We start from the raw sequence: 23,109 nt of genomic DNA, 5'->3' as shown, positions 1-23,109 counted from the left end.
CATGTTGTTATGGGACGGCGGGCGGGCGCCCGCTTCTGGTGGTGCGACTCTACGCAGCCGCCATGGCGCGCGCCATCGGGCGGGCGTTAAGGGGTCTTCAGGATTCGTGAACCGCGACGGGTTTTCCGCTACCATGCCGCCAATTTGCGGCAGCGGGGATGCGACATGGAACTGAGGCAATTGCGCTACTTCGTCAGCGTGATCGAGCATGGCAGCATGGGCAAGGCGGCGCGGGAGCTTGGCGTGGTCACCTCCGCGCTGAGCCAGCAGATCAGCCGGCTGGAAAGCGAACTGTCGACGCGGCTGCTGCAGCGCACCTCGACCGGCGTGGTCGCCACCGATGCCGGCCTGGCCTTCTGGCGCCAGGCCCAGCTGGCGCTGCGCCATATCGACGACGCTGCGCTCGCGGCCCGGCAGGCGCGCTTGTCCGGCCATGTCAGCGTGGGGCTGCCGCCCAGCACGGCGGGAGTACTGGCGCTGCCTTTCATGCAGGCCATGCGCGAGCGCTACCCCGACGTGCGGCTGCGCATGGTGGAGAGCCTGTCTGGCTATCTCGGCGCCATGCTGAGCGCGCGCCAGATCGACCTGGCGGTGCTGTTCAGCGAGGAGCCGGCGCAGCGCTGGAGCGTGCTGCCGCTGCTCGACGAGCGCCTGTTCGTGATCGGCGCCGAAGGGCTGGCCGGGATGCCGCGCGGAGAAAGCACCTCGGTGGCGGCGCTGGACAAGCTGCCGCTGATCCTGCCCAGCGGCTCGCACGGCTTGCGCGCACTGGTCGCCGCCTGCTTCCGGCAGGCAAAGCGCGAGCCGCAGGTGGTGGCCGAGATCGATGGCCTGGCGATCCTGATGGATGCCGTGCAGGGTGGCCTGGGCGCCACCATCCAGCCCGGCGCGGCGCTGGCGCGCAGCCAGGGCATGCCCTACCGTAGCGTGCTGCTCACCGACACCGGCGCGACCCGCCCCAACCTGCTGGTGAGCCTGTCGGACGATGAGCTATCCCCGGCGGGGCTGGCCGCGCGCGTGGTGCTGGCCGACGTGGCCGCCACGCTGGTGCGCGAAGGGCGCTGGCCGGGGGCCACGCTGCGCCCTCGCTGACGCCTTCGGGATTGTCCCCGCCAGGGCTTCACGAAAGCTGAAGCCCCCTTGCCGCGGCCCTGATGGCGGCTGTGCGCCTTGCCGGCCAAGATGGCGCCAGCAAGGAGACAATCCCGATGGTCGACGTATTGGTGGACGTATTGATTATTGGCGGCGGCAACGCGGCCCTGTGCGCGGCGCTGATGGCGCGCGAAGCCGGGGCCTCGGTGCTGCTGCTCGAATCCGCGCCGCGCGCCTGGCGTGGCGGCAATTCCCAGCACACCCGCAACCTGCGCTGCATGCACGACGCGCCGCAAGACGTGCTGGTCGATGCCTATCCCGAGGAAGAGTACTGGCAGGACCTGCTCAAGGTCACCGGCGGCATCACCGACGAGCACCTGGCGCGGCTGGTGATCCGCGCCTCGTCCACCTGCCGGCCGTGGATGCGCAAGCATGGCGTGCGCTTCCAGCCGCCGCTGTCGGGCGCGCTGCATGTGGCGCGCACTAACGCCTTCTTCATGGGTGGCGGCAAGGCGCTGGTCAATGCGTATTACCGCAGCGCCGAGGCGATGGGCGTGCAGATCCGCTATGAAACGCCGGTCGACGCGATCGAGATGGATGGCGACCGCTTCGTCGCCGCGCGCAGCGGTGGCCAGCGCTTCACCGCGCGGTCCTGCGTGCTGGCCGCCGGCGGCTTCGAGTCCAACCGCGAATGGCTGCGCGAGGCCTGGGGCCGGAACGAACGCGGCGAATGGCCCGCCGACAACTTCCTGATCCGCGGCACGCGCTTCAACCAGGGCGTGCTGCTGCGGCACATGATCGAAGCCGGTGCCGATGCCATCGGCGATCCGTCGCAATCGCACTGCGTCGCCATCGATGCGCGCGCGCCGCTCTATGACGGCGGCATCTGCACGCGCATCGACTGCGTGTCGCTGGGCATCGTCGTCAACCGCGACGCCGAGCGCTTCTATGACGAAGGCGAGGACTTCTGGCCCAAGCGCTATGCGATCTGGGGCCGGCTCGTGGCGCAGCAGCCGGGGCAGATCGGCTATTCGATCATCGACAGCAAGGCCGTCGGCCGCTTCATGCCGCCGGTATTTCCCGGCGAGAAGGCCGACACGCTGCCCGAACTCGCGCGCAAGCTCGGGCTGCCGGAGGCGCAGTTCGTGCGCACCGTGCAGGACTACAACACCGCGTGCCGCGTCGGCACGTTCGACCATACCGCGCTGGACGATTGCCATACCGAGGGCCTGGCACCGGCCAAGACGCACTGGGCACGACCGCTGGACCAGGCGCCGTTCTACGGCTATGCGCTGCGGCCGGGCATTACCTTCACTTACCTGGGGCTAAAGGTGAACGACCGGGCCCAGGTGCATTTCGGCGGCAGGCCGAGCGGAAATCTATTTGTGGCAGGAGAAATGATGGCGGGCAACGTGCTGGGCAAGGGATATACGGCCGGAGTCGGCATGTCGATCGGCACCGCCTTCGGGCGCATTGCCGGCACGCAAGCCGCGCGGGCAGCTGGGATCAACTCGGGAGCGAGCCATGCAGAAGCTTGAAGCCCTGGCGCGAGAGGCCGCCGATCTGGCAGGCGCAGACGCTGTCGCCAGGCATGGCAACGCACGCGTGATCCGGGTGCTGCCGCTGACCGACAACGAAGCCGAAGTCGCGCGGCAGATGCAGATCTGCAATGCCTGCCGCTATTGCGAAGGGTTCTGCGCGGTGTTCCCGGCGATGACGCGGCGGCTTGAGTTCGGCAAGGCCGATGTCAACTACCTGGCGAACCTGTGCCACAACTGCGGGGCGTGCTACCACGCTTGCCAGTATGCGCCGCCGCATGACTTTGGCGTCAACGTTCCGCAGGCGATGGCCAGGGTGCGGCTGGAGACGTACAGCGAATATGCGTGGCCCGCGCCGCTGGGCAAGCTGTACCAGCGCAACGGCCTGACGGTAGCGGTGGCGCTGGCGATCGGGCTGGCATTGTTCCTGGTGCTGGCGGTGACGACGGGCGGTGCCCTGTGGCAGCGGCATGCCGGCGGCAACTTCTACGCGGTGTTCCCGCACAACACGCTGGCGGCGATGTTTGGCGCGGTGTTTGGGTTCTCGGTGCTTGCGCTCGGGGTTGGCGTGCGGCGCTTCTGGCGCGATGTGTCGGCCGGGACGGCGTCAGCGCCTGCGGTGGCCGAGGCGGCGAAGAACGTGCTGGCGCTGACCTACCTGGACGGAGGTCATGGCGATGGATGCAATGAGGCGAGTGATCGCTTTACGCTGGCACGGCGGCGCTTCCACCATTTCACGTTCTATGGCTTCATGCTGTGCCTTGCCTCGACGGCGGTAGCTACCGGCTACCACTATCTGCTGGGCTGGCATGCGCCGTATCCGGTTGCCAGCCTGCCGGTGCTGCTGGGTATCGCTGGCGGGCTGGGGCTGTTGATCGGGCCTGCTGGCTTGCTATGGCTGAATCTCCGGCGGCATCCGATGCAGGGGGATGTGCGCCAACGCCCGATGGATCGGGGTTTCATCGCGCTGTTGTTGCTGACCAGTGCTACCGGGCTCGGGTTGCTGGCGTTGCGTGACACGTTGGCGATGCCGTTGCTACTGGCGGTGCATCTTGGCGTGGTGATGGCGTTGTTTGCGACCCTGCCGTATGGGAAGTTTGCGCACGGGATCTATCGTAGCGCGGCGCTGCTCAAGTCCGCGATCGAGAAGCGGCATGGGGGCGGGCCGCAGCTGGGAAGCGATTGAGGCTTGTAAGGTCGGGCGTCTGACCCTGGCCACCAAAAAGCAAAACCCCACATTCCGAAGAATGTGGGGTTATCAACCATCTGACCAGCCCGACGGGACCGGCGATTTTCCAGGCTAAGAAAGCTTCAGGCTCAGTCTACCGTAGCACCCGAAGCCTTCACAACCTTCGCCCACTTGGCGGTTTCCGACTTCATGAACGCGGCCAGCTGCGCCGGCTTTTCCGGATTGGGTTCAGCGCCCTGGTCGGCCATCTGCTTCTTCACTTCCGGCATGGCCAGGATCTTGACCACTTCCGCGTTCAGGCGATCGACGATCGGCTGCGGCGTGCCGCCCGTGGCGTACAGCGCGAACCACGAAGTCGCCTCATAGCCCGGCACGCCCGACTCGGCCACGGTCGGCACGTTCGGCAGCGCCGGCGAGCGCTTGGCCGAAGTCACGGCGATCGCACGCAGCTTGCCCGCCTTCACATGCGGATACGACGACGGCATGTTGTCGAACATCAGGCCGATCTGGTTGCCCAGCAGGTCATTCACCGCCGGCGCGCTGCCCTTGTACGGAATGTGCTGGATATGCAGGCCGGTCATCGAGTTGAACAGCTCACCCGACAGGTGCATCGACGAGCCGCTGCCCGACGAGCCATACGACAGCTTGTCCGGATTGGCCTTCACGTAGGCGATCAGTTCCTTGACGTTGTTGACCGGCACCTTGGGGTTCACCACCACCAGGTTCGGCACCATCGCCACGCGCGTGATCGGCGCGAAGTCCTTGACCGGGTCATACGGCAGCTTGGAATACAGCGACTGGTTGATCGCGTGCGTGCCGATGGTGCCCATGAACAGCGTGTAGCCGTCGCCCGGCGCCTTGGCCGCCAGCGAAGCGCCGATGTTGCCGCCCGCGCCCGGACGGTTGTCGATCACCACCGGCTGGCCGAGCGCCTTGCCCAGTTGCAGGCCGACGATGCGGGCCAGGATGTCGGTGGTGCCGCCGGCCGAGAACGGCACGATCAGCGTGATCGGCTTGGTCGGGTAGCCGCCTTGTGCGTGCGCGGCGCCAGCGAAGCCGGCAAAGGTGGTGGCCAGCGCCACGCCGGCGGCGAGCAGGCGGCGGCGCGTGGTGGAGGTCTGGGAATCGTGTCTCATCGGTATTACTCCGGTAAAGCTGTCCCAACGGAGATTGGGGCCCGTGCAGGACGTTGTGCTGAAATGGCGTGATTGCCGTTCCCGAACGGATGCCGCGCACTCGCGCGCATCCCGGTTGACGGCCCGGCTCCGGGCCGCCATGCGTGACGTTTGGTTAACGTCTCTTCTTGTCGAATCTTTGAGTGCCGGGGCGCGCTTATACCGGCGCAACGCCCAGCGTGGTGCCGCCGCACACGTACATCACCTGGCCGGTGACGAAACCGTTGTCCGGCGACAGGAAGAACAGCGCGGCGCGCGCGACGTCTTCCGGGGTGCCCATGCGCTTGACGGTGATGCTGGCAAGGATGCGTTTGGTCTGCTCGGCGCCTTCCGGGTTGCTCTTGCGGAACAGCTCGGTGGCGATCGGGCCCGGGGCCACCGCGTTGACGGTGATGCCGTCGCCGCCAAGTTCCATCGCGAGCGTGCGGGTCATGCCGATCAGGCCGGCCTTGGTGGCCGAGTACACCACGCGCTCGGGCTTTCCCAGCGCGGCGCGCGAGGCCATGTTGACGATGCGGCCGAAGCCTGCGGCGCGCATCGCGGGCAGGCAGGCTTGCAGCAGCAGCAGCGGCGCTTGCAGGTGCAGGCCGGTCACGTAGTCCAGGTCGGCAACGGTGGCGCTGTCGGCGGTGCCGGGACGGGTGGCGCCGGCATTGTTCACCAGGCGCGTGACGGCAAAGCGCGACGTGACCTGCTCGGCCACGGCGCGGGTCGCGTCGGCGTCGGTCAGGTCGGCCTGGAAAAAGGTCATGTTGGGATGCGACCAGGCCGGCGCGGCGTAGTCGACATTGACCACCTGGGTCACGCCATCGGCCAGCAGCATTTCGCAGATGGCGCGGCCGATGCCGGAACTGCCGCCGGTGACGAGGGTGGCTACGGGGAGGGACATCTTTGACTCACTTTCAGGACTACCGCGGTCTTGCTCCCCCTCCCGCAAGCGGGAGAGGGGAGCCAACACTCAGCAATGCGACGACAACGATTAAACGCGCTCGATCACCATCGCAATACCCTGGCCCACGCCGATGCACATCGTGCACAGCGCGAAGCGGCCGCCGGTGCGGTGCAGCTGGTACATCGCGGTGGTCACCAGGCGCGCGCCGCTCATGCCGAGCGGGTGGCCCAGCGCGATCGCGCCGCCGTTCGGGTTGACGCGCTTGTCGTCGTCGGCCACGCCCAGTTCGCGCAGCACAGCCAGGCCCTGCGCGGCGAACGCTTCGTTCAGCTCGATCACGTCGATCTGGTCCAGCGTCATGCCCAGTTGCTTGAGCAGCTTCTGCGTCGCCGGTGCCGGGCCGATGCCCATCACGCGCGGCGCCACGCCGGCGGTGGCCATGCCGACGATGCGCGCACGCGGGGTCAGGCCGTGTTGCTTGATGCCGGCTTCGCTCGCCAGCAGCAGCGCGCAGGCGCCGTCGTTCACGCCCGAGGCGTTGCCGGCGGTGACGGTGCCGTCAGGGCGGACCACGCCGCGCAGCTTGGCCAGCGCTTCCATGCTGGTGGCGCGCGGGTGCTCGTCGCGTTCGACCACGATCGGGTCGCCCTTCTTCTGGGCGATGGTGACCGCGGTGATCTCCTGCGCCAGCGTGCCGTCGGCCTGCGCGCGCGAAGCCTTCTCCTGGCTGCGCAGCGCCATCAGGTCCTGGTCTTCGCGGCTGATCTTGTAGTCGGTGGCGACGTTCTCGGCGGTCTCGGGCATGGAGTCCACGCCGTAGGCCGCGCGCATGGCCGGGTTGATGAAGCGCCAGCCGATGGTGGTGTCGAAGATCTGCGCATCGCGCGAGAAGGCGCTGGTGGCCTTGCCCATCACGAACGGGGCGCGGCTCATGCTTTCCACGCCGCCGGCGATCATCAGCTGCGCTTCGCCCGCCTTGATGGCGCGCGCGGCGGTGCCGGTGGCGTCCATGCCGGAGCCGCACAGACGGTTGATGGTGGCGCCCGGCACGTCCTGCGGCAGGCCCGCCAGCAGCGACGACATGCGCGCCACGTTGCGGTTGTCTTCGCCGGCCTGGTTGGCGTTGCCGTAGATCACGTCATCGATGGCCTTCCAGTCGACATTGGGATTGCGGGCCATCAATGCCTTCAGCGGCACCGCGCCGAGGTCATCCGGGCGCACCGCGGACAGGCTGCCGCCGTAGCGGCCGATGGGCGTGCGGATGGCGTCGCAGATAAAGGCTTCGGTCATGGTGTGTCTCTCTCTTTGTGATGGATATCGATGCGGCGCTCAGGCCTGCTTCAGGGGCACGCCGGTCAGGCGCTGCAGTTCTTCAAAACTCAGGCCTTCCACCAGGTCGCGCGCGACCAGGCCGTCGGGGGTCACGTCGAGCGTGGCAAGGTCAGTGTAGATGCGCGTCACGCAACCGATGCCGGTCAGCGGATAAGTGCACTGCGGCACGATCTTGCTTTCGCCCTGCTTGGTCTGGTGTTCCATCATCACGAACACCTGCTTGGCGCCGATCGCCAGGTCCATCGCGCCGCCCACGGCGGGGATGGCGCCGGGCGCGCCGGTGTGCCAGTTGGCCAGGTCGCCCTTTTCCGACACCTGGAACGCGCCCAGCACGCAGAAGTCGAGGTGGCCGCCGCGCATCATCGCGAACGAATCGGCGTGGTGGAAGTACGAGCCGCCCGGCTTGATCGTCACCGGCTGCTTGCCGGCGTTGATCAGGTCGCCGTCTTCCTCGCCGGCAGCGGGCGCGGGGCCCATGCCGAGCAGGCCGTTCTCGCTATGCAGCAGGATTTCCTTGTCTGCGGGCAGGTGGTTGCCGACGAGCGTCGGCAGGCCGATGCCGAGGTTGACCACGGCACCTTCCGGAATGTCTTTGGCCACGCGGGCGGCCATCTGGTCGCGGGTCAGGCGTTGCATGCTGTTTCTCCTGTTGCCGCGCTCAGGCGACCTTGACGACGCGCTTGACGAAGAGGCCCGGCGTCACGATGTGTTCGGGGTTCATCTCACCCAGCTCGACAACCTTGTTGACCTGCACGATGGCGCACTTGGCGGCCATGGCCATGATCGGGCCAAAGTTGCGCGCGGTCTTGCGGTAGGTGAGGTTGCCCCAGCGGTCGGCGGTGTCGGCCTTGATCAGCGCGAAGTCGGCGTGGATCGGCGATTCGAACACGTAGCCCTGGCCATCGATGATGCGGGTCTCCTTGCCCTCTGCCAGCGGCGTGCCGTAGGCGGTGCGGGTAAAGAAGCCGCCGATGCCGGCGCCAGCAGCGCGGATGCGCTCGGCCAGGTTGCCCTGCGGCACCAGTTCCAGCTCGATCTCGCCGGCGTGGTAGAGCGAGTCGAACACGTACGAGTCCGTCTGGCGCGGGAACGAGCAAATGATCTTGCGCACGCGCCTGGCCTTCAGCAGCGCGGCCAGGCCGGTGTCGCCGTTGCCGGCGTTGTTGTTGACGATGGTCAGGTCGCGCGCGCCTTGCTCGATCAGCGCGTCGATCAGTTCCGCGGGCATGCCTGCGAGGCCAAAGCCACCAATGAGGATGGTGGCGCCGTCGTGGATGCCGGCCACCGCCGCTTCCACCGTGTCGTATAGCTTGTTGATCACTTGCGTTTCCAGGTCGGAAGATCCGCAGGCTACCGGAGCGGGCCGCAAGGCGCGGCGCATGAAAGACGGTCTCCGATAGTCCTGCCGGAAGGATGTTCGTTCGCAGCCGGCGGCATTGGCGCCGCCAGTACCGCCCGTTGAACGGTCCAGCAGTCTGCGTGGTGTTGTTTGGGGCCGCGCGGTTCCCACGGCCGCGATCCGAAAGCCGCCAGCGGTTGGCTGGACCATTGTTCGCTATTAGAACTTGAATTCGCAGAATGAACAGATTACACCTGCGCGCGGGCGACGGTCAACCAGTGGGCCCGCCCAGGGCACACACGGTGGGCGATCACCGCGCGAGGTGACGGCGGCTTCCCGTGTAGGACAGAACCGACAGGGGAATCGGTTCGCTGTCGATGTTGCGCCGGGGTCGCGGGGACTATCGTTGAATCAGAGGACGGCAGCGCCCGCACAGCAGCCCCCGGACCACCCGGCTCAGGCGCGCCGCCAGGCAACAGACAAGAACGAGGAGTCAGACCATGGCCACCGTCAATGTCCCGAATGCCTCCACGCAACATGCCGCAGCCCTTGCGCGCATCCTGCAGGTTACGCAGCAGGCGTGGGGATTGGGCCAGGAAAACAAGCGAAGCATCGCGTCCGCGACAGGTCTCGGCGTTGCGCCCAAGCTGTCGCGCCGCGCGCGGCTGGCGCGGGCCGCCGCACGCGCGTTCGAGGCGCAGGTCATGGCGATCCGCTGCCGCCAGGTGTTCGTCGGCTGAGCGGCATGCCGGCCACCCCGGCCGGCAAATACGCAAATATTCTCAGGCCGCGGCCGCCACGCCGCTCAGCGTGGCGCGGCTGCCGCCAACCCCCGGCCGCACTTCCAGACGCACGTCGATGCGCTCGCGCAGTTCTGCCACGTGCGAGATGATCCCTACCAATCGGCCGGCTTGCTGCAGGTCGAGCAGCGTGCGGATGGCAAAGTCCAGGCTTTCCGGATCCAGCGTGCCGAACCCTTCGTCAACGAACAGCGTATCGAGCTGGATGCCGCCCGCGCGCGACTGCACCACGTCGGCCAGGCCAAGAGCCAGCGACAGCGACGCCAGGAAGCCTTCGCCGCCCGACAGCGTATTGGCCGGGCGCGGCGCCCCGGTGTCGTGGTCGAACACTTCAATATCCAGCCCGCCTGCACTGCGCTGGTCGGCCTGCTCGCGCACGCGCTGCAGCACATAGCGGCCCCGGCTCATCGCCAGCAGCCGCGCCGACGCGGCTTCCAGCACCTCGTCAAGCAGCGTTGCCAGCACGAAGCGCTGGAAGGTCATGCGGCGCGGGTTGTTGCCGTTGGCCACCTCGGCCAGCCGGCCCAGCACCGCATAGCGGGCTTCGATATCGCGGCCCTGCGCGTCGAGCTGCTGCAGGCGCAACTGGCATTGCTGCAGCGTGTCGCGCGCGCGGCCGCGATCCGCCTGTTGCCGGACCAGGGCTTCGACTGCGTCGGCGGCGGCCTGCCGGGCGGCGCGCAATCCGTCCAGGTCCGGCACGCCGAGCCCTTGCGCGGCGGCGTCGGCGCGCTCGCGCAGCCGGGCGGCGGAGACCAGCTCCATATCGAATGCACGCAGCGCCTGGTCGATACGCGCCATGTCGGCATCGGGCAGGCTGGCCGCGGCATGCGCCCGTGCATCGGCAAGACCTTCACGCGCCAACGCTTGCGCCAGCGCGCCTTCCGACTCGGCAAGGCGCGCGGCGGCTTGCGCCTGGGCCTGCCGGGCCGAGCCGAGCGCGGCCTGCGCGGCGGCGGCATCGGTGGCTGCCTGCCGTTCCGCCGCCTGCGCGGTGGCGAGCGCGTGCTCCAGCGCCGCGGCATCGGCCTGGGCCTGGCGCAGGGCTTCGGCCAGCGCCACCGGATCGCGCGAGTCTTCGGGGACCTGCGCGCAGGCAACCTGCCATTCGACCTGGCACTGCGCCAGCGCTTGCGAAGCCGTTTCCGCTGCGGCGGCGGCTTCGCGGCCGGCGAGCTCCGCCGCTTCGCGCGCGGCGCGGCTGGCGGCGATGGCCGCTTCGCACTGGCCAACGCTGGCCGCTGCCTGCTGGCCTGCTGCCAGCGCGGCTTCCAGCGTTGCCATGTCTGTCTTCAGCTGGCGCGCGGCCTCCTCCGAGACATCGCCCAGGGCCTGCGCGAGTTCCTCGGCGCGCTCGCGCGCCTGCAAGCTGGCGGCCTGCGCGGCTTGTAGCTGGCCGGCGCAACGCACCGCCTGCGACTCGGCCTCGAGCATGGCGCCGCGCGCCTGCTCCAGCGCCTCATCGGACAGCGGTGTCTCGACATGCTGCGCCGGCGTGGGATGCGCACTGCTGCCGCATACCGGACACGCCTCGCCGGTGGCGAGCAACGCCGCCAGCCGGGCCGCCTGGCCGGCGCGCCACGCGGCTTCGGCTTCGGCCAGCGCGGCACGGCGGCGTTCGCGCATGCGGTCGGCCAGTTGCAGCGCCGCTTCCACGTCGGCTGCCTGCGCGACGGCATTGGCGAGCGCCTGCATCGCCTGCGCGTGACGGCTGAATTGCCGCGACTTTTCCTGCAGCGCGGCGAGCTGCAGTTGCGTGCCTTGCAGCTGCGCGGCAGCCAGCTGTGCCTGCCCGAGCGCGGCCTCCGCCGCCACGGCCTCGGCCTGGCTCGCCGCCAGCCTGGCGGCGGCACGCTCGCGCGCCGCGGTGGTGGCGGCTTGCTTCTGCTGTGCCGCCTCCAGGGCCTCGCGCAGCGTGCCGAGCTGGCGCGCGCGCGGCAGCATGGCGTCCAGTTCCGCGCAGCGCCGCTGCGCGGCCGAGCGCAATCCGGCACGGCCGGTCTCGGCCTGCAATGCGGCGGCGGCCTGCGCCGCCTGCTGCGTGGTGCGTGCCGCGCCCGCTTCGGCCTGCTCAAGCGCGGTCCCGGCCGCAGTGAGGTCCCGCTGCGCGAGCTGCCACTGCTGCAATGCCGGGTTGACGCGTGCCGCCCGCTGCGCCGCCTGCAGCCGCATGCGTTCGGCCTCCATCACGGGTTGCTGTGCCAGCAACGCCGTGTGCGCGGCTTCGGCCTGCTGGCGCTCCTGCAGCCGCGCCGCGACCTGTTCGCCCGCGCCCAGCGCCGCCTGCGCAGCGGCCAGCGCCTGGCGTGCGACCTGCTCCTGTGCCTGCAGCGCATGCATTTCCGCCTGCAGCGCGGCGATGCCGTCGGCAAGCGCCTGCGCGCTCTCCATGCCGGCCTGCCGCAGCGCTTCGTCGCGCTGGATGCCGATGCGCTCGGCATCGCGGCGGATGCCGGCCGCCTGCGTCTTCAGCAGTTCTTCCACGCGGCGATAGAGCTCGGTCCGGAACAAGCGCTCCAGGATCGCCTGCCGCGCCTGCGAACTGGCGGTCAGCAGTTCGCGGAAGCGCCCTTGCGGCAGCACGATGACCTGGCGGAACTGCGCGCTGTCGAAGCCGAGCAGCTCGCGGATGGCATCGCTGACCTTGCCCGGCTGGCCAGCCTTGCTGACCCAGCCATTGCCGTCATGCTGGTCGAGCTGCGCCTTGGCCGGCTCCGTCAGCCAGCCCTCGCCGCGCTGCTTGGGCCGCTCCTGCGCGGGCGAGCGCACCACGCGCCAGCGTTGCGCGCCCAGGCTGAATTCCAGCGTGACCTCGGTGCGCAGTCCCGGCGCGGCGTTGGCGCTGCGCATGGCCTGCGCACTGCGCTCGCCGCCGGAGGTATCGCCATACAGCGCAAAGCAGATGGCGTCGAGCAGCGTGGTCTTGCCGGCGCCGGTGGGGCCGTGGATCAGGAAGAAGGCCTGGTCGCCGAGCCGCGTGAAATCGACCTGCTCGGTCGCGGCAAACGGCCCGAAGGCCTGCAGGGTCAGGTGCAGAGGTCTCATGCCGACTCCCGCTCCGCCGCCGCCATGCCGGCCAGCACATGGTCCAGCACCTCGCGGTGGCCCGGCTCCAGCTCGGCATCGGCCACCTCGCGGAAAAAGCTGGCAAACAGCTCGCCGGTGCCAAGCTGGCGCAGCTGGCGGCCCGCTTCCGAGGCCGTGCCGCTGCGCGCCAGCACCGCGCGCTCGATCGCCAGCGCATTGGGGTAGACCTGGCGCAGCTTGGCCATGGGGTCGAGCAGCGCGCCGGCATCGGTCAGGCGCGCGTGGATATAGTCGTCGCGCTGCGGGTCATCTGCGCCAGCGGCAAGCAGCGCGGCCAGTTCGCCTTCCACCACGCGCACGTCGCGCAGCGGCTGCAGCGGCACCGGCGTGATCGAGACGGTGCCATCGCCATCCAGCTCGATGCGCGACACCGACTTGTCGTGCGCGCATTCGGACAGCGAGTACTTGAGCAGCGAGCCGGCGTAATGGATGCGGCCCCCGCCAAGCGTCTGCGGCCGGTGCAGGTGGCCCAGCGCGACCAGGTCGAAACCGGCGAAGAGGTCGGCCGCCACGGCGCCGCTGCCGCCGACCGACAGCGGCCGCTCCGATTCGCTGGCCGCGCCGCCGACCACGAAGGCATGGCCCACCACCACCGCGCGCACGCCCGGGGGATGGACCGCGCGGATCGCGTCGAGCTGCGCGCGCAGCGCGGCTTCGTGCGAGGGCAGATCGGCGCCCATGGCGTCGCGCACCACCGCGGGCTCGGCATAGGGCAGCGCGTAGACGCGCACTTCGCCGTGCGCGTCCTGCAGCGTCACGCTGGCGGCCTCGGCCAGCGTGCGGCCGGCCACGTGCAGGCCCTGCGCGCGCATCAGGCGCGCGCCGAATTCCAGCCGCTGCGCGCTGTCATGGTTACCGGCGATCATCACCACCGGAACGCCGGCATCGACGACGATGCGGCCCAGCACGTCGTCGAGCAGCGCCACGGCCTCGGGCGGTGGCACGGCGCGGTCATAGACGTCGCCGGCGATCAGCACGGCGTCGGGTCGTTCGGCTTTGACCAGTTCAACGAACTGGCCAAGGATATGGGCCTGGTCTTCCAGCAGGCTGCGGGCATGGAAGAGCCGGCCGAGATGCCAGTCGGCGGTGTGCAGGAAACGCAATCTGGGATCCGGTGGATTTTGCGCGCATGTGGCGCGCGAACCCAGCATGATAAATCGTCGCGGTGCCTGCATGACCGTTCAGCGACGGTTCAGCCGCGCCGGCGCATCATCCGTGAAGACCAAGCAGAAGGTGTGGCCGGCGCAGAAGCCCGTCGACGCCAGCACCACGGTGGAGCTGGTCGGCGAGTACGACACGGAGCTGATCGGCGAATCGCACTTCGACGTGAAGGAAATCCGCCTGCCTTGATCGTTGACCGCGCGGGCATGCGCCCGTCGGGGATTGCGCCGCAGTTGACCGCGGCGAACGGGCCGCCGCCGGCCGCTCTGTAAATGCAGGAGGCCAAGCAGTCCGAAGCAGGAACGATACGCGGCGCAAGCCGCGAGCGCGCCGGGCTCAGGTCACGCGGAAGCCGACCTTCAGCGTGACCTGGAAATGAGCGATCTTGCCGTTCTCGATATGGCCGCGCGTTTCCACCACTTCGAACCAGTCGATGTTCTTGATGGTTTCGCCAGCCTTGGCGATGGCGCTGCGGATCGCCGCATCGCAGCCATCCGGCGAAGAGCCGACGATTTCGACCAGCTTGTAGGTATGGTTCGACATGTCCCTCTCCTTGGCGGGCAGGCCCGCGGGGTTCCATCCATCATAGGCGCCATGCGCCGATAGTCCCAAGGCCGGTGCCGCCGGCGCATATCCTGTTACACATCGCCCTTTGCCAGTGGCGTATGCGGCTGCTACGCTGCGGTCCCGCGCACCACAGCCCGCGCCGCGCGGCGCGCGCAGGCTGTCCCTGACCGAAGCCAGCATAAACGTCGCGACCTACGCGCCCTGACTTACCGAATGTTCCGCCGTACCGTACTGGGCCTTGCCCTCGCCGCCGCCGTATCGGCCTTCACCTCGTTCAGCCCCTTCGCCCTGATCGCGCATGCGCGTTCGGCGTCCGGCTTCGACCAGGTCACCGAGTCCATCACCAACAGCATCAGCGACACCTTCAGCGAAGCGGTAGCGAAGCACCTGCCTTCGCGGTCCGGCAAGCCAGCGCAGCCGCCCGAGGCCAGCCCCGCGCCGAGCAAGGCGTTCGCGCAGGGCAGCGGCTACACGCTGTGCTTCGTGCCCGACGGTGCGAGCTGCCAGGCGCTGCTGGTCAATGCCATCCGCAGCACGCGCCGGCAGCTGCTGATCCAGGCTTACTCGTTCACCAGCGCACCGATCGCCGAGGCCGTGGCGCAGGCGCACCGGCGCGGCGTGGACGTGCGCGTGATCCTCGACAAGAGCCAGCAGTCGGAGCGCTATACCAGCGCCACCTATCTCAAGCACGCGGGCGTGCCGGTGGTGATCGACAACAAGCCCGCGATCGCGCACAACAAAGTGATGGTGTTCGACGAACAGGCAGTGTTCACCGGCTCGTTCAACTTCACCAAGTCGGCGCAGGAGCGCAATGCCGAGAACGGCATGCTGATCCGCGGCGATGCGGCGGTGGTGAAGGCCTATACGGACAACTGGCACAAGCGCTACCGGCAATCGCGCGCATATTGAGCGCTTCCCTGACCCGGCAAACGACAGCGCCGGCACGACGGCGCGCGCGGTGGCAAACTTGCGGCTGGCGCGCGGCACGCGCCGCGCATTCCGCCGACCCGCCGCGCGTTCCGCCTACCTAGTGAGCCATTCCGGAGAGCCTTTGCCATGACAGCCATTCCCGACAGCCAATGGATCCGCGTCGACAGCGACGCGGGCAGCTTCGACGCCTACCTCAGCCTGCCGCCGGCGGGCGTCCGGCCCGGCGCGCCCGGCATCGTGCTGCTGCAGGAAATCTTCGGCGTGAACGAACACATCCGCGCGGTGGCTGACCAGTACGCCGCCGACGGCTATGCCGTGCTGGCGCCCGACGTGTTCTGGCGCGACGCGCCGCGCGTCGAACTGGGCTACGCCGGCGACGACATGACGCGTGCGCTGGCGCTGCGCCAGGCGGTCGACATCGAAGCCGCGATGGGCGACATCGCCGCCACCGTGCAGGCGCTGCGCCAGCGTACCGGCGCCGGCAAGGTCGCAGCGGTGGGCTACTGCTTCGGCGGCCTGCTGTCGTACCTGAGCGCGGCGCGCGGGCTGGTCGACGCGGCGGTGCCGTACTATGGCGGCGGCATCCAGAACCAGCTGCAGGAAGCGGCGAACATCCGCGTGCCGGTGCAGTTCCACTACGGCGCGCTCGACGCGCACATCCCGCCCGAGGCCGTGCTGAGCGTGCGCGACGCGGTGGCCGGCAAACCCGGCACCGAGATCCACGTCTACGGCAACGCCGACCACGGCTTCAACTGCTGGGCGCGGGCCTCGTACCACCAGCCCAGTGCCGCGCTGGCACACGGGCGCGCGCTGGCCTTCCTGGCGCAGACGCTGTAACAGGCCACCCGGGGGCGCTCGCCCCCTGCGCCGCCTTGCCAGGGCGAGGCGGCAGCCCTTATCCTCGGCGCTTGGCTTCAAAGACTTGCTGGACCCTCAAACCATAACGACGGAGACCACCATGCAGTCAGAGCAGCAGCGCGCCCTGCGCAACACCATCCCCGACGCCATCGCCCGCGCGGTGCGGCGCAGTCCCGCCAAGACCGCGCTCCGCTTCGGCGAGCGGGCCTGGAGCTACCGCGAACTCGACCTCGCCGCCGCGCGCGTGGCCGGCGCGCTGGCACGATGGGGCCTGCGCCCCGGCGACCGGGTCGCGGCCTTTGGCAAGAACTCGGATGCGTACGTGCTGCTGTGGCTGGCCTGCCTGCGCAGCGGCCTGGTCCATGTGCCGGTCAACTTCTCGATGACGCGAGCGGAGGTGGAATACCTCGTGACGCAGTCGGGCGCCAGCGCGATCTTTGCCGACCCGGTACTGGCGGCGCGCATCGAAGGCCTGCCGTGCCGCATCGGCGGCACGCTGCATGGCGGCGGCAGTGCGCGCGATATCCTCGCCGCGGCAGCCAGCGGGCCCGAAGCACCAATACTCGACAGCCTCGCCGACACCACGCCGGCGCAGATCCTGTACACCTCCGGCACGACCTCCGCACCCAAGGGCGCGGTGCTGACCCACCGCGCGCTGCTGGCCGAGTATGTCAGCACGATTGACGCCTGCGACATCCGCGCCACGGACTATTCGCTGGCAGCGCTGCCGCTGTACCACTCGGCGCAGATGCACGTGTTCCTGATGCCGCTGCTGCTGTGCGGCGGCACCACGCTGATCGCCGACAGCCCCGAGGCGGGCTACTGCCTGCGCACCATCCACGCGGAAGGCATCACCAGCTTCTTTGCCCCGCCCACGGTCTGGATCTCGCTGCTGCGCCATGCCGAGTTCGAGCCCGCCAGGCTCGGCGCGCTGGTCAAGTCCTACTACGGGGCATCGATCATGCCGGTGCCGGTGCTGCTGGAGTTGCAGCAGAAGCTGCCGGCGCTGCGCTTCTACAACTGCTACGGGCAGAGCGAAATCGGGCCGCTGGCGACAGTGCTGGGCCCCGACGAGCATGCGGCGCGGCCCGCGTCGGCAGGACGGCCGGTGCTGAATGTCGAGACGCGCATCGTCGACGAGACCATGCAGGACGTCCCTCCCGGCGAGCTCGGCGAGATCGTGCACCGCTCGCCGCAACTGCTGACCGGGTACTGGGACAAGCCGGAGCAGACCGCCGAAGCATTTGCCGGCGGCTGGTTCCATTCCGGCGACCTCGGCTACATGGATGCCGAGGGCTACCTGTACGTGGTCGACCGGATCAAGGACGTGATCAATTCAGGCGGCGTGCTGGTCTCGAGCCGGGAAGTGGAGGAGTGCCTGTACACGCATGGCGCGGTGGCCGAAGCGGCGGTGTTCGCGCTGCCGCATCCGAAGTGGGTCGAGGCAGTGGCCGCGTGCGTGGTGCGCAAGCGCGGCCAGGAGGCCAGCGAAGAGGCGCTGATCGCGCATGCGCGCGAAGCGCTGGCGCCGTTCAAGGTGCCCAAGCGCATCGTGTTCGTCGACGACCTGCCGCGCAATACGGCCGGCAAGCTGCTCAAGCGCCAGCTGCGCACGGATTACGCGCAGCTGTTCAGCACCGAAGCCTAGCCGGCCGGGAGCGCCATCGCATCGGCATCGGTCAGTACGGTACCGCCACGCCGTTCTCGACCTTGACGCGGTCGCCGATGCGCATCTGGTAGGCGTTGGACTGCGTCAGCGTCAGGTAGGCGTTGTCGCTGGTGCGCACGCGCACGCGGTAGGCCGACGCGCTGGTGCCGGTGCGCTTCTCGACCTCGTTGCCGGCCACCGCGCCTACCACGGCGCCGCCGATGGTCGCTACCGTATTGCCGCGGCCGCCGCCGACCTGGTGGCCGAGCAAGCCACCGACGATGCCGCCGACCACCGCGCCCGCGCCGCTGGTCGAGGGCGGCTGGCCGGCAACCACTTCGATGGCCTCTACCCAGCCGTAGCGTACGCCGTACGCCTGGTTGCCGTAGTTGCTGTTGCCATAGCCGTTGCTGTCGTAGCCGCCGTCCGGATATTGCTGCTGCGGATACCCCTGTTGCGGATAGCCTTGCTGCGGATATTGCTGTTGAGGGTAGCCCTGCTGGGGATAGCCCTGCTGCGCCGGGTAGCCGCTGATGGTGGTGCCGCTGGTGCCGTAGTTGCCGCCATAGCTTCCACCATAGCTGCCGCCATAGGCGGTATTGGTGCCGTAGCTGCCGTAGCCGCTGCCATACCCCCCGCCATAGCCGTTGTCATAGCCATACGGCGTGGCACACCCGGCGAGCGCACCGGCGCCCAGCACCGCAAGCACAACCGAACGAAAGGGGATGGACATGGCTCGACTCCTGCGCACTGCGCTTATTGATAATGGTGATGAATGCGCGCGAGTCTAGGGCCGCGCGCGGGCGGCGGGTGTCACCGGAGCTTTTGATTGGTAACCGCCTGTAACCGGATCCGTGGCACCCGGTTGGCACCCGGTTGGCGCTCGGCTGGCAGGCTCAGCCGCGCTCGGCGCCGTCGTCGTTGAACTGCGTGATGCGTGCCACGCGGAAGGTGTTGCGCAGCGATTCCAGCTCGGTCCGGTGCAGCATCGCCAGCCGGTTCAGGCTGCGCTCGCCCTTGGCCAGCAGGTGCACCTGCACCACGCGCCGGTCCTCGGGATTGAGGCGGCGCTTGACCAGTCCGGCCGCCTCGCAGCGGTTGACCAGCGCCACCACGCCGTGCTGCTTGGCCTGCAGTCGTTCGGCCAGCTCGCCGATCGAGGCCCACTCCTTGTCGGCGCTGCCGCGGATATGCAGCAGCAGCAGGTACTGCTGCACGGTCAGCCCTTCCTCGCGCGCCGCATCCTCGGAAAACCGCAGGAAGCGCCGCAGCTGGTAGCGGAAGTCCGAGAGCGCCTCGAAATCCGCCTTGTTGAGCGGCGCAGGGTTGCGGGACGAGGCTGGCTTGCTGGGCATAGGACGAGACGGAAGAACGGCGCAAGGCGCAAAAAAAAACGGGGACGTGCCCGCCGCCGGCGCAGTGCGGCCGCGGGCGCTCGCAATTATAGGGCGGCGCCGGCATGTTGGACGCGCCACAGGCACGCGACCCGGATGTGCCGACGTGACGCCGGGCTATGGCAGAATCTGTGCGGTTGCAGACACCCTAACCCCACCGGAAACCGCATCGATGTTTACGGAAATCGCCCTCTTCCTGCTGGATACCATCTTTACCTTGTTCGGCATGGCCCTGCTGCTGCGCGTCTGGATGCAGCTGACGCGGCTGCCGACGCGCAACCCGGTCTCGCAGGGCGTGTTCCAGATCACCGACTGGCTGGTGCGGCCGCTGCGCCGGATCATTCCGGGCGTGGGCGGCATCGACTGGGCCACGGTGGTGGCGGCCTGGCTGACGGCGGTCGTGTTCCTGCTGCTGGTCGCGCTGCTCAGCGGCGCCGACCTGCTGGCGTTCCTGCCGGCGGTGCTGCTGACCGCGTTGCTCTATGTGCTGAAGTGGGCGATCAGCCTGGTGATGTGGGTCACGCTGCTGATGGCGATCCTGTCGTGGGTCAACCCGCATTCGCCGATCACGCCCGCCATCGACCACCTGACCGCGCCGGTGCTGCGCCCGATCCAGCGCGTGGTGCCCCGCCTCGGGGGCTTCGATGTCTCGCCGCTGGTGCTGTTCGTGATCGCGCAGATCCTGCTGATGGTGGTCGCCAGGCTGGGCGCGAGCGTGTTCAACATGCATTTTTGAGGACCGCAGGCCGCTGCGATGGGGCCGGGCACTGGCCGGCGCATTGTCCAGATGTCTGGACAGTGTTTCGAGAATTGACGCTTTTTCTGCTTAGTGTGAAGTCCTACATTACAGGCAACGTGGCGCTGCAGCCACGCACCCTGCCAAGAAGGACCACACCATGAAGACCCTCGCACAACCCCGCAACCTGGCGCTTTCGCTGCTGTGCGCGGCCGGCCTGTCGTTTGCCGCCGCTGCCGCGCACGCCTCTGAACCCGTTTCCGATATTGCGCGCCTCGACGGCGGCATCGCCCACGCCAGCAAGGCCGATCCTTTCCTGGACGGCGCTCGATATGCCTTCCGGAACGGCCGCGCCGATCCGTTCACCGACGGTGCCAGGCAAGGCAAGGTCGATCCGTTCACCGACGGCGCCGCCATCACCGGCCGTCGCGACAGCTTCACCGAAGGCGCCTGAGTCTGCGCGTTTTCCCTTGCCACGGCCTTGCGCCGTGGTGGCCCGCCGGCGTCCTCAACCCGCAGGGCGGGCCTCTCCCTGTGCCAGGCCGCTTCCGTCCGCCTGCGCGTCGTCTTCGGGCCCAGCGCCCTCCCTCGCCCACTCGCCGGGCTCGATCCCTTCCAGGCCTGGCTCGGGCCCCAGCTCCGACACCATCATCGACTCGATCGCTTCCATGAACACGCGCACCTTGCGCGGTTGCAGGCGCCGGTCCGGCAGCAGCGCGAACACGCGCAGCGGCGGCAGCGGGAAATCCGGCAGCACCCGCACCAGGCGGCCCTGCGCGATCTCGGCCTCGCAGTAGTTCACCGACAGGCGCGCGATGCCGAGGCCCGCCAGCGCGCCCTGCAGGCGCAGCTCGGCGTTGAAGGTCTGCATGCGCGGGCGGATCGGCACAGAGACGGTCTCGCCGTCGCGGGTGAATTCCCACACCGTGTCGCCCGGCGTGGTCAGCGTCGGCATGTTGGCCAGGTCTTCCGGGCGCAGCTGCGCCGGCAGGCTGTCCGCCAGCGACGGCGCGGCGAACAGCCCGCGCTCGACGTGGTAGATGCGGCGGGCCACCGTGCCGGAGTCGGGCAGGTCGGCATCGACGATGACGAACGCCACGTCAAACCCGTCGCGGATCGGGTCGACCAGTCCCTGCGTGATCTCGACCGCCACATCCAGCGCCGGATGCGCGACGAGTGTACGGCAGATCACCCCGCCCAGTTGCTGGGCGCCAAATTCATAAGGTGTGGCGATGCGCAGCACGCCCTGCACGCGCTCCTCGCGCGCCAGCGTTTCCTGGCGGATCTCGCGCAGCCGCGCGAACAGCGGCGCCACGTCGCGATAGACCGCCTTGCCGGCATCGGTGAGGCGCATGCGCCGCGTGGTGCGCTCCAGCAGCTTGGCGCCGATGGCGGTTTCCAGCCGCGCGACCGCGGCCGAGACGCGCGACTTGGGGCAATCGAGCTGCTCCGCCGCGGCCGTGAACGTTCCCTGCTCGACGACGCAGCAGAACGCTTCCCAGTCGTTCCATTGAATTGTTTGATTCACCGGACAATGTTTCCCTGACAGCCTGTAGTTCTCGGCGGCAGGCGACATTATGCTTGAGCGATGCAACAAACGCCTGTCCCGGCTGCACCGGACGGCTCAGCCCCAGCGCTGGCAACATCAGTCCCGGCAGCCCTCGCCCCCGCTACGACACCGGCCTCCGCCCCAGCACACCCCCGCATGCAACTCACCAGTCACCCCGAAATGGGTCACTGGCGTCTTTCATTGTTCGGCCTGACGCTCGGCCTGGTCACCGGCATCGACTTTTCTTCCACGTTGATGATGGGCGTGGCCAGCCAGCATATCCAGGGCGGCGTCGGCGCCGCGCCGGAAGACTACCTGTACGCGGTCTCGGCTTATGCCGCCACCGCGGTGCTGATGAACATGGTGCTCGACCAGGTCGCGCGCCGCATCACGTACAAGCGCTTTACGCTGGTGTCGCTGGTGGTGTTCATCCTGGGTTCGCTGATCTGTGCCGAATTTGCCACCCCCACCGGGCTCATCTCCGGCAAGGCGGTGCAGGGCCTGGGCGCCGGGGGCCTGTTCGCGGCCTCGCGCATCCTGGTGCAGCTGGTGTCGACGCCGGCCGAACGCGGCGCGCTAATGCTGCGCTTCGGCGGCGGCGCGTTCTCGATGCTGGCGCTCGCGCCGTGGCTGACCAGCATGTTCCTCGACGATATCGGCTGGCGCGCGGTGTTCCTGTTCCAGGCCGGCATTGCCTTGCCGGTGCTGCTGTCGGTGGCGCTGACCTACCCCACGCGCGCGCCGCGCGACCGGCATCCGCCGGTGTCGACGCTGGACTGGCCCGCCGCGATCGCCGCCGCGGCCGGCGCGCTGGTGATCCTGCATACGCTGCAGGAAATGCGCTACACGCGCTTCTTCAGTTCGCCGGAAATGCCGCTGGCGGCGCTGTGCGGGCTGGCGCTGTTTGCCTTCGCCGGCTGGCGCCTGTACCGCCATCCCGACCCGTGGATCGACCTGTCGCGGCTGGCCGGGCGCCAGTATCTCTACGGGCTGGGCTTCTACACGCTGTATTACCTGATGTCGTCGGCATGGGCCTTCCTGCTGCCGTCGCTGACGCAGACCGGCCTGGGCCTGACCTTCCGCACCACCTGCATGCTGCTGGCAACCAGCGGCGCGGTGGCGACCATCGGCGCCGTGGCCATCACGCTGGGCATGGCGCTGGTATTCCGCAAGCGGCGCGTGATCGCGCTTGGCTTTGTCTTCTATGCCTGCGCCGCGATGCTGTTTTCGCACCAGCTGATGCCGGGCGCCCCCGACTATGCGCTGGTGCCGGTGGTGCTGCTGGAAGGGCTGACGCCGGTGCTGCTGATGGTGCAGGTGGCATCGATGACCTACCTGGAGGTGCCGGTCGAGGATTTCTCGCACGCCTACCAGTTCAAGAACGTGTGCAAGCAGATTGCCTCGGCCGTGGGCACCGGCCTGGCCAGCGTGTTCATGCAGGACGGGCTGGCCGAGCACCGCACCCACCTGGTCGAGCAGGTCACGCGCTTCAACCCGGCGCTGCAATCGCCGGATGCGCTGTCGGCCTCCGGGCTGGCGAAGATCTCGCTGGAAATCGACCGGCAGGCCACGCTGCTGGCAGGTATGGACATGCTGCATGGCTTCGCGGTGATCTGTGTGCTTGGCGCGGTGTTCGTGCTGGTGCAGCGCAGCTTCCGCTAAGACGCCTCTCCAGCCCCCGATAACAAGGGAGGCGGTGCAGGAGACAGCATGGCGGCGGCGTTCCGAACGGGCGCCGCCGGGGCCATGCCGCCATCCCCCGCTGGTGGTGAGCCATGGGGGCCGGCACTGGCGTTGTGCCGGCATTTCCTCTACCCTTTCG

Annotated in this window: 22 protein-coding genes; 11 read left to right on the top strand and 11 right to left on the bottom strand. The window is 68.8% G+C overall.

Annotation, left to right across the window (positions count from 1 at the left end; genetic code table 11):
• Positions 1–165 precede the first annotated feature (165 nt).
• From E0W60_RS06980 to tcuB, 3 genes are all read left to right on the top strand, one after another.
• Positions 166–1,092, top strand: a complete 927-nt coding sequence (locus tag E0W60_RS06980) for a LysR family transcriptional regulator (RefSeq protein WP_135703461.1) — start codon at positions 166–168, stop codon at positions 1,090–1,092.
• Between the two features lie 128 nt (positions 1,093–1,220).
• Positions 1,221–2,630, top strand: a complete 1,410-nt coding sequence (gene tcuA, locus E0W60_RS06975; RefSeq protein WP_135703994.1) for an FAD-dependent tricarballylate dehydrogenase TcuA — start codon at positions 1,221–1,223, stop codon at positions 2,628–2,630.
• Positions 2,617–3,816 carry a tricarballylate utilization 4Fe-4S protein TcuB gene (gene tcuB, locus E0W60_RS06970; protein ID WP_135703460.1) on the top strand — a complete coding sequence of 400 codons (1,200 nt, stop codon included), beginning with the start codon at positions 2,617–2,619 and terminating at the stop codon, positions 3,814–3,816. Before tcuA ends, tcuB begins: the two co-directional genes overlap by 14 nt.
• A gap of 131 nt (positions 3,817–3,947) precedes the next feature.
• Here tcuB and E0W60_RS06965 read toward each other — a convergent pair whose 3' ends face one another.
• From E0W60_RS06965 to E0W60_RS06945, 5 genes are all read right to left on the bottom strand, one after another.
• Complete coding sequence (locus E0W60_RS06965; RefSeq protein WP_133097937.1) at positions 3,948–4,955, bottom strand: Bug family tripartite tricarboxylate transporter substrate binding protein; 1,008 nt, start codon at positions 4,953–4,955, stop codon at positions 3,948–3,950.
• A gap of 196 nt (positions 4,956–5,151) precedes the next feature.
• Entirely contained in the window at positions 5,152–5,883 is a 732-nt protein-coding gene (locus E0W60_RS06960) for an SDR family NAD(P)-dependent oxidoreductase (protein ID WP_133097936.1), read from the bottom strand.
• A 90-nt stretch (positions 5,884–5,973) separates the two neighbouring features.
• Positions 5,974–7,176 (bottom strand): 3-oxoadipyl-CoA thiolase, encoded by a 1,203-nt coding sequence (gene pcaF / locus E0W60_RS06955; RefSeq protein WP_133097935.1) that lies wholly within the window; start codon positions 7,174–7,176, stop codon positions 5,974–5,976.
• A gap of 39 nt (positions 7,177–7,215) precedes the next feature.
• Positions 7,216–7,854, bottom strand: a complete 639-nt coding sequence (locus tag E0W60_RS06950; RefSeq protein WP_063241051.1) for a 3-oxoacid CoA-transferase subunit B — start codon at positions 7,852–7,854, stop codon at positions 7,216–7,218.
• Between the two features lie 22 nt (positions 7,855–7,876).
• Positions 7,877–8,539 carry a 3-oxoacid CoA-transferase subunit A gene (locus tag E0W60_RS06945; RefSeq protein ID WP_195428012.1) on the bottom strand — a complete coding sequence of 221 codons (663 nt, stop codon included), beginning with the start codon at positions 8,537–8,539 and terminating at the stop codon, positions 7,877–7,879.
• 518 nt (positions 8,540–9,057) lie between these two features.
• Here E0W60_RS06945 and E0W60_RS06940 point away from each other — a divergent pair.
• Positions 9,058–9,297: a hypothetical protein gene (locus tag E0W60_RS06940; protein WP_135703458.1), complete on the top strand. Its 240-nt coding sequence runs from the start codon at positions 9,058–9,060 to the stop codon at positions 9,295–9,297.
• Positions 9,298–9,339: 42 nt separating this feature from the next.
• On the opposite strand, the gene E0W60_RS06935 is transcribed toward E0W60_RS06940, so the two are convergent.
• Together E0W60_RS06935 and E0W60_RS06930 are read right to left on the bottom strand one after the other, a co-directional pair.
• Positions 9,340–12,402, bottom strand: coding sequence for an AAA family ATPase (locus E0W60_RS06935; RefSeq protein WP_135703457.1), 3,063 nt, complete (start codon positions 12,400–12,402; stop codon positions 9,340–9,342).
• Positions 12,399–13,547 carry an exonuclease SbcCD subunit D gene (locus E0W60_RS06930; protein ID WP_135703456.1) on the bottom strand — a complete coding sequence of 383 codons (1,149 nt, stop codon included), beginning with the start codon at positions 13,545–13,547 and terminating at the stop codon, positions 12,399–12,401. The genes E0W60_RS06935 and E0W60_RS06930 overlap by 4 nt, the downstream gene beginning before the upstream one ends.
• Before the next feature lie 112 nt (positions 13,548–13,659).
• Between E0W60_RS06930 and E0W60_RS38050 the strand changes: the two genes are divergently transcribed.
• Positions 13,660–13,794, top strand: a complete 135-nt coding sequence (locus E0W60_RS38050; protein WP_276609531.1) for a hypothetical protein — start codon at positions 13,660–13,662, stop codon at positions 13,792–13,794.
• A 147-nt stretch (positions 13,795–13,941) separates the two neighbouring features.
• Here the strand turns inward: E0W60_RS38050 and E0W60_RS06925 are convergent, their stop codons facing one another.
• Positions 13,942–14,148, bottom strand: a complete 207-nt coding sequence (locus E0W60_RS06925; RefSeq protein WP_029048440.1) for a dodecin — start codon at positions 14,146–14,148, stop codon at positions 13,942–13,944.
• A 237-nt stretch (positions 14,149–14,385) separates the two neighbouring features.
• Here E0W60_RS06925 and E0W60_RS06920 point away from each other — a divergent pair, with 237 nt between their 5' ends.
• The 3 genes from E0W60_RS06920 (at position 14,386) to E0W60_RS06910 (ending at position 17,608) form a co-directional block, all read left to right on the top strand.
• On the top strand, positions 14,386–15,081 hold the full coding sequence (locus tag E0W60_RS06920) for a phospholipase D family protein (RefSeq protein ID WP_133097930.1): 696 nt from the start codon (positions 14,386–14,388) through the stop codon (positions 15,079–15,081).
• 147 nt (positions 15,082–15,228) lie between these two features.
• Positions 15,229–15,939 (top strand): dienelactone hydrolase family protein, encoded by a 711-nt coding sequence (locus tag E0W60_RS06915; protein WP_135703455.1) that lies wholly within the window; start codon positions 15,229–15,231, stop codon positions 15,937–15,939.
• Positions 15,940–16,060: 121 nt separating this feature from the next.
• Positions 16,061–17,608 (top strand): acyl-CoA synthetase, encoded by a 1,548-nt coding sequence (locus E0W60_RS06910; RefSeq protein ID WP_135703454.1) that lies wholly within the window; start codon positions 16,061–16,063, stop codon positions 17,606–17,608.
• Between the two features lie 31 nt (positions 17,609–17,639).
• Here the strand turns inward: E0W60_RS06910 and E0W60_RS06905 are convergent, their stop codons facing one another.
• Together E0W60_RS06905 and E0W60_RS06900 are read right to left on the bottom strand one after the other, a co-directional pair.
• Positions 17,640–18,341: a glycine zipper 2TM domain-containing protein gene (locus E0W60_RS06905; protein ID WP_135703453.1), complete on the bottom strand. Its 702-nt coding sequence runs from the start codon at positions 18,339–18,341 to the stop codon at positions 17,640–17,642.
• Positions 18,342–18,504: 163 nt separating this feature from the next.
• Complete coding sequence (locus E0W60_RS06900) at positions 18,505–18,963, bottom strand: MarR family winged helix-turn-helix transcriptional regulator (RefSeq protein WP_133097926.1); 459 nt, start codon at positions 18,961–18,963, stop codon at positions 18,505–18,507.
• 211 nt (positions 18,964–19,174) lie between these two features.
• On the opposite strand from E0W60_RS06900, the gene E0W60_RS06895 reads away from it, so the two are divergent.
• Both E0W60_RS06895 and E0W60_RS06890 read left to right on the top strand, forming a co-directional pair.
• Entirely contained in the window at positions 19,175–19,738 is a 564-nt protein-coding gene (locus E0W60_RS06895; RefSeq protein ID WP_133097925.1) for a YggT family protein, read from the top strand.
• A 160-nt stretch (positions 19,739–19,898) separates the two neighbouring features.
• On the top strand, positions 19,899–20,192 hold the full coding sequence (locus E0W60_RS06890) for a hypothetical protein (RefSeq protein WP_135703452.1): 294 nt from the start codon (positions 19,899–19,901) through the stop codon (positions 20,190–20,192).
• A 54-nt stretch (positions 20,193–20,246) separates the two neighbouring features.
• Here the strand turns inward: E0W60_RS06890 and E0W60_RS06885 are convergent, their stop codons facing one another.
• Positions 20,247–21,266 carry a LysR family transcriptional regulator gene (locus tag E0W60_RS06885; protein WP_133097923.1) on the bottom strand — a complete coding sequence of 340 codons (1,020 nt, stop codon included), beginning with the start codon at positions 21,264–21,266 and terminating at the stop codon, positions 20,247–20,249.
• Positions 21,267–21,326: 60 nt separating this feature from the next.
• Here E0W60_RS06885 and E0W60_RS06880 point away from each other — a divergent pair, with 60 nt between their 5' ends.
• A complete protein-coding gene (locus E0W60_RS06880; protein ID WP_135703451.1) occupies positions 21,327–22,949 on the top strand; it encodes an MFS transporter in 1,623 nt (540 codons plus the stop codon).
• The last annotated feature ends 160 nt before the right edge of the window (positions 22,950–23,109 follow it).

Origin of the sequence: Cupriavidus oxalaticus (assembly GCF_004768545.1) — a bacterium.
GTDB classification, from domain to species: domain Bacteria; phylum Pseudomonadota; class Gammaproteobacteria; order Burkholderiales; family Burkholderiaceae; genus Cupriavidus; species Cupriavidus oxalaticus_A.
This window is presented reverse-complemented; position numbering and strand designations above follow the sequence as displayed.